We start from the raw sequence: 13033 nt of genomic DNA, 5'->3' as shown, positions 1-13033 counted from the left end.
CATCCGCGGGCAGGGCGGTTCGAATGTGCAGCGGTGCGGAAAATCACGGGATGGGTTTCCTTGGTGTTAGGATGGCACGCTGAATTATATGATTTGTCTACATGTCCCATACAGACGCCTTAGCCGCCCCCAGCGCCGGCCTTGCGGCGGACGACGAACCCCAGTTCATAACGGTGCCCGCCGGCACCCGCGCCGACCGCCTCGATAAAGTCCTGGCGGCCCTGCTGGACGGGCATTCCCGCAGCCGCCTGCAGGGCTGGATCGAGGCCGGCTGGGTGCAGGTCAATGGTGCGCCGGCCAAGGTGCGCCAGGTGGTGGGCCCGGGCGACGTGCTGGCGGTCTGGGAGCAACCGGCCCCCGAAAGCCTGGCGTTCGCCCCCGAGCCGGTGCATTTCATCGTGGTCGACGAAAGCCCGGACTGGATCGTGGTCAACAAGCCGGCCGGGCTGGTTACGCATCCCGGGGCCGGCAATTGGCATGGCACCCTGCTCAACGGCTTGCTGCATCGCTACCCCGAACTGGCGCGCGTGGCACGGGCCGGAATCGTGCATCGGCTCGACAAGGATACATCCGGACTGATGGTGGTGGCACGCAATGAATTGGCGCAAACCCACCTGGTGCGCCAATTGCAGGCGCGCGCCATGGGGCGAGAATACCTGGCACTGGTGCATGGCTGGCCGTCCGGGTCCGGCCGGGTCGACCGGCCCATCGGGCGCGATGCGCGCGTGCCGGTGCGCATGAGCGTCGAACGTCCCATTGCGCCCAAGCCGGCCGTTACGCACTACGCCCCGGCGCGCCGGGGCAAGGCGCCGCAGGGCGAGCCCCTCGCCGAGGTGGTCTGCCGTCTGGAAACCGGCCGTACCCACCAGATTCGCGTGCATCTGGCCAGCCTGGGCCATCCCCTGCTGGCCGACACGCTGTACGGCGGCCGTCCCATCGCAGGGGCTGCGCGCCAGATGCTGCACGCACGCGCCCTGCATTTCGACGATCCGGGCGGCCGGGGCGGGCTGGATTTCGCCGCCCGCGTGCCCGACGATATGCTGCAGGTACAGGAAACTGTGCAATGGACCGAATGAATCTTCCGCAGGGCCTGCCCGTGGTCACAGGCCCGCAGTGGCCGGGCGTGCGCTATTTCTGCACGACGCGCGCGGGCGGCGTGGGTGTGCCGCCCCATGACACGCTCAACCTTGGGCCGCGCGCCGGCGACGATCCCGCTGTCGTGCAACAGAACCGCAACCGTGTGCGAGCCGCCGTTCCGGGCGCGCCGCTGTGGTTGCGCCAGGTTCATGGCGCCGAGGTCGTCGACGCCGATCATCCCCTTCCCGACGAGCCGGCCGCCGACGCCAGCGTCACGGCTGCAACCGGACGGGTGCTGGCAGTGCTGGTCTCCGACTGCCTGCCGGTGGTGCTCACTGATTTCGATGGCCAGGTCGTGGGCGTTGCACATGCAGGCTGGCGGGGCCTGGCAGCCGGCGTGCTCGAGAACACGCTGCAACGGCTGCGGGCCAAGGCGCCGGAGGCGCGCGGCTGGCGAGCGTGGGTGGGTCCAGGCATCGGCCCCACGGCGTTCGAGGTGGGGGCAGATGTGCTCCAGGCCTTCACCGCCCACGATGAACCGGCCCGTGCGCATTTCGCGCCGCGGATGGGACACCCCGGCAAATGGCTGGCCGATTTGCCGGCGCTGGCGTCGATGCGCCTGCATCGCGCTGGTGTTGAAGACATGCACGCCTGCGGTCTTTGCACCGTGTCCGATCCCCAGCGCTTTTTCTCGTATCGCCGCGACGGCGTCACCGGGCGCATGGCGCTCTTGGCGTGGCGCGAATAGGGCGTCGCATTGCGCCGCACGATCGGCTGTCTTGCGCGCGGCGTTATCCTTGTATACCCGCATTGACAGTCCCCTGTGCGGCCATGCAACATCGGGCTGTCGCGCAGTATCAACGCCGGGTTCCGAGCGCTGCACAGCCCCGTGCCCGACAATAAAATGGTGTCGAAGTGAACGCCCCTCTTCCCTCTGCATGGCCCGTTCCGGTCAGCGTGGCGCCGGACGTCCTGGCAGACATCCAGGCCGAGTTCGCGCGCGACTGGCTGCGAATCTGCAATGAATCACAGCGCGGCGTGCTCGCCCCTCCGCCCGACCGGCGTTTCCGCGGGCAGGCATGGGCCGCCAGCAGCCAGCACACCCTTCTTGCGCACGCTTACCTGTTGTCCGCACGCGTGCTCACGCGCATGGTCGAAGCCGCGCAAGTCAGCGAATCCATGCGCAGCCGCCTGCGCTTTTCCGTCATGCAGTGGGTCGACGCGCTGTCGCCTTCCAACTTCCTGGCGCTCAACCCTGACGCGCAGCAGGCGGTCATCGATACAGCGGGACGCGCACTGGCCGACGGCATGGCCAACCTCTGCAACGATCTGCGCAAGGGGCGCATCAGCCATACCGACGAAAGCCAGTTCGAGATCGGCCGCAATGTCGCCACCACACCGGGCGAGGTGGTGTTCCAGAATCCGCTCTTCCAGCTGATCCAGTACGCACCGCAGACCGCCACCGTGCACCAGCGGCCCCTGGTGATCGTGCCGCCCAATATCAACAAGTACTACATACTCGACCTGCAACCCGCGAACTCGCTGGTGCGCTATGCCGTCGAACAGGGCCACACGGTCTTCATGATCTCGTGGCGCAATCCGCTGGCAACCGACACCGACGAGATCGACAAGGCGACCTGGTCGCAATACCTGGACGATGCCGTGCTCAAGGCCCTGCAGGTGGCCAGCGACATCACCCGCCAGCCGCAGGTGAACGCGCTGGGTTTCTGCGTGGGCGGCACCATGCTGGCGTCGGCGCTGGCGCTGGCGCATGCGCGCGGCGAACGCCCGGTGGCCTCGCTTACCCTGCTGACGGCGATGCTCGATTTCCACGATACCGGTGTACTGCAGGTGTTCGTCGACGAGGCCCACGCCCAGATGCGCGATCGCCAGCTGGGGCAGGGCGGGCTCATGGCGGCCCGCGACCTGGCCACGACTTTCGCGTTTCTGCGCCCCAATGAGCTGGTCTGGAACTACGTGGTGGGCAACTATCTCAAGGGTCAGACGCCGCCACCTTTCGACCTGCTCTTCTGGAACGGCGACAGCACCAATCTGCCCGGGCCTTTCTTCACCTGGTACTTCCGCAACACGTACCTTGAAAACAACCTCAAGGTTCCCGGGCGCGCGCAAGCTGCCGGCGTTCCTCTCGACCTGACCTTGCTCGACATGCCGGCGTACCTGTACGGGTCGCGCGAAGACCACATCGTGCCCTGGGCTTCCGCCTATGCATCCACGCAATTGCTGCGTGGGCCGCGCCGCTTCGTGCTTGGCGCCTCCGGCCACATTGCCGGCGTCGTCAATCCGCCCGCTTCCGGCAAGCGCAGCTACTGGACGCTTGACGAAAACACGGCCTTGCCGGGCGATCCGTCGGCCTGGCTGGCGCGCGCCCGGGAGCACCCGGGCAGCTGGTGGCCGGATTGGGCCAAGTGGCTCGCCGGGCATGCAGGAGCCCGGCGCAAGGCCAATGCACGGATCGGCAATGCAAGTTATCGCCCGTTGCAGCCCGCACCGGGCAGTTATGTGAAAGTTCGGGCCACCTAGCAGTCACCTGGGTCGGGCCGAAGCATCAAAGCAGTATCGACGCGCCCAGCGCGCAGGAGGAAGTCACATGAGCGGAAAACTGGCATACGTCACGGGCGGCATGGGCGGCATCGGCACGGCGATATGCCGCCGGCTTGCCAAGGACGGCTTTCGCGTGGTGGCCGGATGCGGCCCCAGCCGGAATTATCAGCAATGGATCGACGAGCAGGCAGCCCAGGGGTATACCTTCCATGCCTCGGTGGGCAATGTGTCCGATTGGGATTCCACCGTGGCCGCATTCGAACGGGTCACCCGTGAACTGGGCCCCGTCGACGTACTCGTCAACAACGCAGGCATCACGCGCGACGGGCTGTTCCGCAAGATGACGGCCGACGATTGGCGGGCCGTGATCGACACCAACCTCAACAGCCTGTTCAACGTCACCAAGCAAGTCATCGACGGCATGGTCGAGCGCCAATGGGGCCGCATCGTCAACATCAGTTCGGTGAACGGCCAGAAGGGCCAGTTCGGGCAAACCAACTATTCCACGGCGAAGGCGGGCATTCATGGTTTCACCATGGCGCTGGCCCAGGAAGTGGCCAGCAAGGGCGTTACGGTCAATACCATATCGCCGGGGTACATCGGTACCGACATGGTGCGTGCCATCCGCCCGGATGTGCTTGAGAAAATCGTGGCCACCATACCGGTGCGGCGACTGGGCACGCCCGAAGAAATCGCCTCGATGACGTCGTGGCTCGCCTCGGATGAATCGGGCTTTGCGACCGGTGCCGATTTTTCGCTCAATGGTGGCCTGCACATGGGCTGACGATCAACGCCCGGAAAGGCGCCAGGCAGTCTTTCCGGCTTACACTTGTAATACTTCAAAGCTAAAGAGATCGCCCGATCTCGGGGAACACCATGACGCAAGCACAACCCGGCGCCAGCCTACGCCTCATTAAAAAGTACCCCAACCGTCGGCTGTACGATACGCAGACCAGCACCTACATCACCTTGGCCGACGTCAAGCAGCTGGTGCTGGCCAATGAAGAGTTCCAGGTGGTCGACGCCAAGAGCGGCGACGATCTCACCCGGAGCATCCTGCTGCAGATCATTCTTGAAGAAGAAAGTGGCGGCATGCCCATGTTTTCTTCGAACATGCTGTCGCAGATCATCCGCTTCTATGGCCATGCCATGCAGGGCATCATGGGGTCGTACCTGGAAAAGAACATCCAGGCATTCATGGAAATCCAGCAGCGCATGGCCGAGCAGTCTAAGGGCCTGTACGGCAGCCAGTTCGGCCCCGAAGCCTGGGCGCAGTTCATGAACGTGCAAACGCCCATGCTGCAGAACATGATGAACAACTACATCGATCAAAGCAAAAACCTGTTCGTGCAGATGCAGGACCAGATGCAGGATCAGACACGCGCCATGTTCTCCAGCTTTCCGTTTACCCAAGCGGGCGGCGCGCCGGGCGGCAACCGCAAATAGGCCTTGCAGGGGCGCTGCGCCAGCGCCCGGCCACGCAATAATTGCGCGGCTTGCGATATGTCAGGAGCCTGTCAGGGGGTTCGAGATACAGTAATGAAAACGGTTCTTGTTTAGGGCGCCGTTTTTTCTTCTTCTGTTTCTCAAGGCTCCACCTATGCTGAAAAACGTCCTGGCGCTGGCCGCAGGCCTGACTTTGTCGGGCACTGCACTGGCCCTCGAATATCCCATCGGCGAACCCACCCAGAAGGGCGGCATGGAAATCGGCGCGGTCTATCTGCAGCCGATCGAAATGGACCCGCCGGGCATGATGCGTCCGGCCAAAGATTCCGACGTGCACCTCGAGGCCGACATCCACGCCACGGCCGACAATAAAACGGGTTTCCCCGAAGGCGAATGGGTGCCGTACCTGGTCGTGAAGTACGAAATCCAGAAGTCCGGCAGCGCCAAGGTAGACCAGGGTACGTTCATGCCCATGGTTGCCAACGACGGGCCGCATTATGGCGACAACGTCAAGCTCGAGGGGCCGGGCAAATACAAGCTGAAGTACACCATCCTGCCGCCCGGGCACGACAAGATGAGCCATTTCGGTCGCCACACCGATAAAGAAACGGGTGTGGGCCCCTGGTTCGAGCCATTCAGCCTTGAGTACGAGTTCGTGTACGCCGGCACGGGCAAGAAGGGCGGTTACTGATCGTGCGCGGGCGCCGTGCACGGCTGGGGGTCTTGGTGCTATGCGCCAGCGCGCTGCTGGCCGGTCCGGCCAGAGCCGAACTGCCCACGTTCAGGCTTGCGTTCAAGCCCGACGGCACCTTCGAACCGGCCAGGCTCGAGGTGCCGGCGGGCCGCTTCAAGATCGAGCTCGTCAATGAAAGCCACGAGCCCGTCGAATTCGAAAGCATCCCTTTGCGCAAAGAGAAGGTCATGGGTCCGGGCGTCCGCTCGTTCGTCGTGATCACCATCTCGCGGCCCGGCGAATATCCATTCTTCGACGACTTCCACCAGAACGTGCGCGGCACGCTGGTGGTGCTACCCAAAGACTGATACGGCGTCTACATGGAACAGGTACTTTTCATCGTTTGGCGCGAAAGTGTCGAAGCCCTTCTCATCGTGGGCATTCTGTATTCCTGGCTGGGCGCCAGCCCCGGCGGGCGGCGCGGCCTGCCCTATCTATGGGGAGGCGTGGCGTGCGGCCTGGCCTTGGCCGTAGCCCTGGCGCTGGTGCTGCTGGGCGTGTCGTCATGGCTCAGCGATGAAGGCCAGGAGTGGTTCCAGGCTGGCATGTCACTGGTGGCCTGCGGTCTGGTGCTGCAGATGGTGGTCTGGATGAGGCGCCACGGTCGCACGCTCGGGGCCGAGCTGCGGGCGGGGGCCAGCGCGTCGGTGGCCCAGGACAACTGGTGGGGCCTGCTGATGCTGGTGGCGATTGCCGTGGCTCGGGAAGGCAGCGAAACCGTCGTGTTCGTGTATGGCAGCGTCGCTGCGGGGCAGGGCGCTGACGTCGCCCTGCTGGCATTGGCCGGGGTCGCCGGCTTCGCCATCGCGCTGCTCACTTTCTGGCTGCTGCAATTGGGCGGAAGGCTCATCACCTGGCGCAGTTTTTTCCGCCTGACCGAGGTCCTGCTGCTGCTGCTGGCGGGCGCGCTGCTCGTCGGCGGGCTCGATCGCCTGATTTCCCTGGGCGTGTTGCCCACCCTCATCGATCCGGTCTGGGACAGCTCGGGCCTGCTCGACGACAGCCGCGGCGTGGGCAAGGTGCTGGCCGATTTCGCCGGTTACCGTGCCTATCCCGCGCTGACTTCGTTGCTGCTGTGGCTGGCCTATTGGGGCTTGGCGTGGCACCTGCTGCGGCGCGCCGGGCGTACGGCCGTTGCCCCGGTGCCGGCATGACCCGTTCCCGGTTTCAAGGGCAGGCATCCGCGCCGGCCTCGGTTGGTGAAGGTTGATCATGACAGCCGTACTCGGGCGCTACGCCGTCCGCTTTGCTGATTTCCTGCGCGACCACGCCGCGCTGCTGCGCCGGCTGCAATGGGGCGTCGTGTGCGTGTATGCGTTCCTGCTCATCGTGCCCCCACTGCTGCCGCTGCCCGGTTCCACGGCGTCGGTGTTCAACAATCTTACGGTCATCGCGCAGTTCGCCTTCTGGGGAATATGGTGGCCCTTCGTGCTGGTGTCCATCCCGTTGCTGGGACGCGCCTGGTGCGGCTGGCTTTGCCCGGAGGGCATGCTGACCGAATGGGCGAGCGAACGCGGCCAGGGACGCTCGATTCCAAAATGGATGCGTTGGGGTGGCTGGCCGTTCGTCGCCTTCGCCATCACTACCATCTATGGGCAGCTGGTCAGTGTGTACCAATACCCGTTGGCGGTCCTGGCGGTGCTCGGGGGCTCCACCCTGGCCGCCATCGTGGTGGGATGGCGCTACGGACGCAGCAAGCGCGTGTGGTGCAAGTACCTGTGCCCCGTGAATGGCGTGTTCAACCTGCTTGCCAAGCTGGCTCCATGGCATTTCAAGGTGGACGAGCAAGCCTGGCGCCATCCGGTGATACGCATCGAGCCCGTCAATTGCGCGCCGCTCGTGCCGCTGCGCCACATGCAAGGCGCGGGCGACTGCCATGTATGCGGGCGATGCAGCGGTTACCGAGGCGCCATCGCGCTGACGCCGCGCTCGCCGGAAACCGAGATCCTGCACGTGGCAACGGGCGACGGCTGGCAGACCGCGTTGATCTGCTTTGGCCTGATGGGCGTGGCCATCGGCGCCTTCCTCTGGAGCGCCAGCCCATGGTTCGTGACGCTGAAACAAGCCGCGGCCACGTGGCTGGTCGAACACGACATCCTCTGGCCCCTGCTCGACAACGCGCCGTGGTTCATCCTGACCCACTATCCCGAAATGAACGACAGCTTTTCCTGGCTGGACGGCGCCGGCATTCTGTTGTTCGTCGCCGGCTCCACGCTCTTCGTCGGGGGCGCGGCGTACGCCGCATTATGGGCGGCCAACCGCCTTGCGCCTTGCGCTGCTTCCGAAGCGCGGGCGGGCGGCCTGCACAAGCTCGCGCAGGCGTTCATTCCGGTAGCAGGCGTGGGGGTGTTCCTCGGCCTGTCGGCCACTACCGTGAACTTGCTTGGCCACGAAGGCGTGTCGACGTCGTGGGCCGATCCTGCTCGCTTTGTCTTGCTGACGCTGGCGGTGGCATGGTCGCTGCGACTGGGCTGGCGCCTGCTGGATCAGCGCGCTGTGTCATGGCTGCGCAGATTGGGGGCCTGGCTGCTTGTGGCCTTGGGGCTGGTGCCCCTGTGCATCGCATGGGTGCTGTTTTTCGCAGTCTGGTAGATGGCGTGACGCGCGCTATCATGGTGCGTCGCCTGCCACTTTGCGCATCGTATGCCCGACTACGCCTTCCGCTTGCTGAATGTATTCGCCGAAACGACCTTCGGCGGCAATCCCCTGTGCGTCTTTGAAGACGCTCGCGGTCTCGATGAGCGAACCATGCTCGACCTGGCACGCCAGTTCAATTTGTCGGAGACCACTTTTATTCTGCCGAGCGCCGATGCGTCGGCGCGGGTACGCATCTATACGCCCGGATACGAAATGCGCTTCGCGGGCCATCCCACGCTGGGCACCGCACAGGTGGTGCGCGAACTCGCCGGCACGGGCGATGCGCTGACCCTCGAATTCCTGGCCGGCGTCGTGCCGGTGCAGGCGCGGGGTAATACCTGGACGTTCACTGCCCCTTCCGGCGGCTCGCCGCGCAGCGCGCCCGCGTCGCTGCCGGCGGAAGAGATCGCCGCGCAGCTGGGTCTGTGGCCCGATGACCTGGCCGACGCACCGCAGTGGGTCGACACGGGCGCCGACCAGTTGCTGATTCCGCTGAAATCCCCTGAGGCCGTGCGGCGTGCGCAGCCCGACAGCGCCCAGTTGCATCGCTGGCAACCCAGCAGCCTGGGCCGTAAGACGGCCTATGTCTTCGCGTTCGAGGAGGCGCCCGCGGCCGGCGAGCGACGCGTTGTGCACGCCCGCTATTTCTTCACCAAGGAAGGAGGAGGGGTGACCGAAGACCCGGGAACCGGATCGGCCTGCGCGAACCTGGGCGGCTGGCTCTGGTTGCGAGGCGCGGACGATACGAGAGTCGTCGTGCATCAGGGCGACCAGATCGGTCGCCCGTGCCGCCTGTTTCTCGACGTAGATCGCGATGGCGCGATCCGTGTGGGGGGAAGTGTGATCGAACTGGGCAGGGGTGTCATCAGCCTGCCGCAGCATTAGACGCGCGACTACTTGGCCTTGGCCTTGGCCGGGTCGATCTTGATGTTGTTCTGCACCTGCTTGACGCCCTCGACGTCGCGAGCCACGCGAGCGGCCTGCTCAGTTTCGGCCTCGGTGCCGACCGTGCCCGTCAGGGTAACGACGCCCTCATTGGTTTCCACGGCAATATCCAGCGCACTCAGAATGTCGTCGGCGACATAGGCGGCTTTCACCTTGGTGGTAATGACGGCATCGGAGGCGTAGTCGCCCATCGACTGCTTGGGCGCATCCGCCTGGGTGGCGTAGGCTGCCGACCCGAAGAGCACACTGGTGCCCAGCGCCGTCGCGATGAGAAATTTGCGCGTTTGCATTGGGTTCTCCTTATTGTTGCCAGCCGGTATGGCGGCGGCGCTCCCGCGCCACCGCCCGGCAGCTATTTCTTCCTGAAAGCGCCACTAAGAATGGACAGCAGCGCCAATATCAGAAACACGAAGAAGAGAATCTTCGCGATGCCGGCAGCGCCGGATGCAATGCCCCCGAAACCGAGTACGGCAGCGATGATTGCAATGACGAAGAAAACGGCGGCGTAGTACAGCATATCGGCTCTCCTCGAATGGAATTGCGATCAGGGGTTGGAATCAAAAAAGGCCCGGACCTCTTTCTCGGCTTCCTCCTTAGTCTTGCCGTAGCGCTCCTGGATCAAACCGGCCAGCCGCTCTGCGTTGCCTTCGGTGCGGGTCAGTTCGTCGTCGGTGAGGTCACCCCACGCTGCCTTCGCTTTACCGGTCAGTTGCTTCCACTTGCCTGCAACGATGTCGTTGTTCATGGTGCTGACTCCTTTTGGTTGTGAGCGTGTAGATACCCTACGAGCCTCCCAAAAAGGTGTCAAACCAGGCTGTACATAAATGTAAGCGGCCTGGAGGCCACGCCCGTGCCGACGCGCGCAGGCAGTGATGCTGCAAGCGGAGTTACAGTTAAGTAATGTTTTGACCCGCTTTGATGGGGCGTGGTAACCGCCATGCAAAACGAAGCACGCGCCAAGGGCGCAGTGCGCCCCGGCACGGGGTGGCGTGGGGGACGCCTGCGGACCGGCAAACCGCCCCGTGCGTGCCTCAGGCGCGGTTGGCCGGGGCCATTGCGTCCGCCACACGGTTCTGCAGATGCGCCAGCGCGGCCTCTACCTGGTCGACGAGCACCAGACAGAGATCACCGGGCGAAAGGCGGGCCAATGCGGTGTCGATCGCCAGGAATTCTCCACGGATCTCTTCCACATGCTGCGTGCGGGACGCCTGCGCAAGACCTTGCTTCAGCAGGGCCAGGACTTCGCCATCGGCCCGGCCTCGCTGGCATTGGTCTTCGTAAAGCACCACCGCATCGAACGCGGTCCCCAGGATTTCGGTCTGGCGCCGCAGATCTTCGTCGCGGCGGTCGCCCGCGCCGCTGATGACCACGGTGCGTCGCTTCGCGGGCATTCTGTCGACCGCGTGCACCAGCGCCTGAATGGCGTCCGGATTGTGGCCGTAGTCGGCAATGAGGGTGGCGCCGCGATAGTCGAACACGTTGAACCGGCCCGGGACGGTACGCGAATCGCTGATGAAGCTTCCCAGCCCCTGGCGGATTACGTTCCAGTCGATACCAAGTGCCCAGGCCGCCGCGGTGGCTGCCATGGCGTTCTCGACCTGGAACGGTATGGCGCCGCCATGCGTCAGCGGAATGTCGGCCAGTTCGATACGCACTTCTGTCGGGCCTTGCGCGGCCACGATCGCCGACGCATCGCGGTACACCACGCGGTGTCCCTGGGCGCGATGCGTGCCGATGATCGGATGCGCGGCGTCGCTGGAAAAGAAGGCCACCGCTCCGGGGCAGGCGGCGGCCATATCGGCCACGATGGGATCGGCCGCGTTCAGCACCGCCGTGCCCCCGGCGTGCACATACTGCACGATGACGCGTTTGACCACGGCCAGGTCTTCCACGGTGCTGATGTACCCCAGGCCCAGGTGGTCGCCCATGCCCAGGTTGGTCACGATCGCGACGTCGCACCGGTCGAACGCCAGGCCTTCACGCAGAATGCCCCCCCGCGCTGTCTCGAACACGGCCGCGTCCACGCCCGGGTGGGCGAGCACCCGCCGCGCGCTGCGCGGCCCGCTGCAGTCACCGGTGTCGATGCAACGCGCACCGATGTAGACGCCATCGGAATTCGTCATGCCGACGCGCTTGCCGGCGCTTGCGAGCAGATGCGCCGTCAGCCTCACGGTCGTGGTTTTGCCGTTGGTGCCTGCCACGGCCACCACGGGAATGCGTCCGTCGTCGCCCTCGCCGAACATGCTGCCAATGATGGCGTCGCCCACCGCGCGTCCCTTGCCGAACGACGGGCTCAGGTGCATGCGCAGGCCCGGCGCGGCATTGACCTCGACCACGCCCGCCTGTTGTTCCTCGAGAGGCAGGTGCACTGTGGTTGCAACGATGTCTACGCCGCATATGTCGAGCCCGACCATGCGCGCAGCGGTGACCGCGCGCGCGGCCATTTCGGGATGCACTTCGTCGGTAACGTCGGTGGCGGCGCCGCCGGTGCTCAGGTTGGCATTGTGCCGCAGCGCCACCAGCGCGCCGGCGGGTGGCACGGAGTCGGCCTGATAGCCCTGATTCTGTAATGTGGCCAGGGCGATGTCGTCGAAGCGAATCTTGGTCAGTGACGTCGCATGGCCGTCGCCGCGCAGCGGGTCTGCGTTCACCTGTTCGACCAGCTCCCGGATGGTCTGCGTGCCGTCGCCGGTGACCTGGGGAGGGTCGCGGCGGGCGGCGGCCACCAGCTTGTCACCCACGACCAGCAGGCGGAAATCGTGGCCCGGTATGTAGCGCTCGACAATGACTTCATTGCTGATGTCAGCCGCCGCCTGGTAAGCCGCCAGCACCTGCTCGCGCGTATGGACATTGACGGCCACGCCGCGCCCCTGGCTGCCATCGCGCGGCTTGACCACCACGGGGCCGCCCAGTTCGCGAGTCGCATCCCAGGCCGCTTCTGCGCTGCCGACCGATCGCCCCAGCGGGACCGGAACTCCGGCCGCGTCCAGCAGCATTTTGGTCAGGTCCTTGTCTTGCGCGATGGATTCCGCGATGGCGCTGGTGGCATCGGTTTCGGCGGCCTGAATGCGCCGCTGGCGGCTGCCCCATCCAAACTGCACCATGCTGCCTTCGGTCAGGCGGCGGAAGGGAATGTTGCGGGCAAGCGCCGCTTGAACGATGGCGCCTGTGCTCGGGCCCAGGCGTACGTCTTCATCGAGCTCGCGCAGGCGCGCCAGGGCGTCGGGCAGATCGAACGAGGTATTGTCCAGCGCGGACTGTACAAGTTGCCCGGCCAGTTCCATGGCCAGCCGGCCCACGGCTTCTTCGGTGTATTCCACCACCACCTGGAACACGCCGGGCTCGACCGTGGCTGCCGTGCGGCCAAACGTGACCGGGCATCCGGCGTGGGCTTGCAAGGCGAGGGCGGTGGCTTGCAGGATATGCGCAATCGACAGTGCGCCCTGCTGGCCATCGGGACGCAGCCGCCCTGTCTGCGGGAAGCGCGCACGCAGGCGGGCTTCGACATCGGGCAGGTAGTCGTCTATCGCACATTCGCGATCGGTGCAGGCGACGATGGCTTCGATCGCGGTGTTCCGGCTCCACAGATTGGGGCCGCGCAGCGCCCGGATACGGGTGACTTCCATGGCGAGA

General features: G+C 65.2%; 14 protein-coding genes. 10 read left to right on the top strand and 4 right to left on the bottom strand.

Annotated features, from left to right (window positions below; translation table 11 throughout):
- Positions 1-101 precede the first annotated feature (101 nt).
- From ACV17W_RS06555 to ACV17W_RS06510, 10 genes are all read left to right on the top strand, one after another.
- Entirely contained in the window at positions 102-1076 is a 975-nt protein-coding gene (locus ACV17W_RS06555) for an RluA family pseudouridine synthase (RefSeq protein WP_462595616.1), read from the top strand.
- Positions 1064-1825 (top strand): peptidoglycan editing factor PgeF, encoded by a 762-nt coding sequence (gene pgeF, locus ACV17W_RS06550; protein WP_462595615.1) that lies wholly within the window; start codon positions 1064-1066, stop codon positions 1823-1825. Before ACV17W_RS06555 ends, pgeF begins: the two co-directional genes overlap by 13 nt.
- 167 nt (positions 1826-1992) lie before the next feature.
- Complete coding sequence (locus ACV17W_RS06545; RefSeq protein WP_462595614.1) at positions 1993-3618, top strand: PHA/PHB synthase family protein; 1626 nt, start codon at positions 1993-1995, stop codon at positions 3616-3618.
- Positions 3619-3685: 67 nt separating this feature from the next.
- Positions 3686-4423 carry an acetoacetyl-CoA reductase gene (gene phbB, locus ACV17W_RS06540; RefSeq protein ID WP_462595613.1) on the top strand — a complete coding sequence of 246 codons (738 nt, stop codon included), beginning with the start codon at positions 3686-3688 and terminating at the stop codon, positions 4421-4423.
- A 92-nt stretch (positions 4424-4515) separates the two neighbouring features.
- Complete coding sequence (gene phaR / locus ACV17W_RS06535; RefSeq protein WP_462595612.1) at positions 4516-5085, top strand: polyhydroxyalkanoate synthesis repressor PhaR; 570 nt, start codon at positions 4516-4518, stop codon at positions 5083-5085.
- Positions 5086-5239: 154 nt separating this feature from the next.
- A complete protein-coding gene (locus ACV17W_RS06530) occupies positions 5240-5776 on the top strand; it encodes an iron transporter (RefSeq protein ID WP_462595611.1) in 537 nt (178 codons plus the stop codon).
- Between the two features lie 2 nt (positions 5777-5778).
- Positions 5779-6126: a cupredoxin domain-containing protein gene (locus ACV17W_RS06525; protein WP_462595609.1), complete on the top strand. Its 348-nt coding sequence runs from the start codon at positions 5779-5781 to the stop codon at positions 6124-6126.
- A gap of 12 nt (positions 6127-6138) precedes the next feature.
- Positions 6139-6972, top strand: a complete 834-nt coding sequence (locus tag ACV17W_RS06520) for an FTR1 family iron permease (RefSeq protein WP_462595608.1) — start codon at positions 6139-6141, stop codon at positions 6970-6972.
- A 58-nt stretch (positions 6973-7030) separates the two neighbouring features.
- On the top strand, positions 7031-8410 hold the full coding sequence (locus tag ACV17W_RS06515; protein ID WP_462595607.1) for a 4Fe-4S binding protein: 1380 nt from the start codon (positions 7031-7033) through the stop codon (positions 8408-8410).
- A gap of 51 nt (positions 8411-8461) precedes the next feature.
- Positions 8462-9340 carry a PhzF family phenazine biosynthesis protein gene (locus tag ACV17W_RS06510; protein WP_462595606.1) on the top strand — a complete coding sequence of 293 codons (879 nt, stop codon included), beginning with the start codon at positions 8462-8464 and terminating at the stop codon, positions 9338-9340.
- Between the two features lie 8 nt (positions 9341-9348).
- Here ACV17W_RS06510 and ACV17W_RS06505 read toward each other — a convergent pair whose 3' ends face one another.
- From ACV17W_RS06505 to cphA, 4 genes are all read right to left on the bottom strand, one after another.
- Positions 9349-9690: a BON domain-containing protein gene (locus tag ACV17W_RS06505; protein WP_462595605.1), complete on the bottom strand. Its 342-nt coding sequence runs from the start codon at positions 9688-9690 to the stop codon at positions 9349-9351.
- Positions 9691-9752: 62 nt separating this feature from the next.
- Positions 9753-9917 carry a DUF1328 domain-containing protein gene (locus ACV17W_RS06500; protein WP_462595604.1) on the bottom strand — a complete coding sequence of 55 codons (165 nt, stop codon included), beginning with the start codon at positions 9915-9917 and terminating at the stop codon, positions 9753-9755.
- Positions 9918-9944: 27 nt separating this feature from the next.
- The gene (locus ACV17W_RS06495; RefSeq protein WP_462595603.1) at positions 9945-10145 is read right to left on the bottom strand and encodes a CsbD family protein; all 201 of its coding nucleotides are present in this window, start codon (positions 10143-10145) and stop codon (positions 9945-9947) included.
- A gap of 286 nt (positions 10146-10431) precedes the next feature.
- Positions 10432-13026, bottom strand: coding sequence for a cyanophycin synthetase (gene cphA, locus ACV17W_RS06490; RefSeq protein WP_462595602.1), 2595 nt, complete (start codon positions 13024-13026; stop codon positions 10432-10434).
- Positions 13027-13033: the final 7 nt, after the last annotated feature.

The sequence above is a fragment of the Bordetella sp. MIP270_01_BMS genome, assembly GCF_054958705.1.
This window is presented reverse-complemented; position numbering and strand designations above follow the sequence as displayed.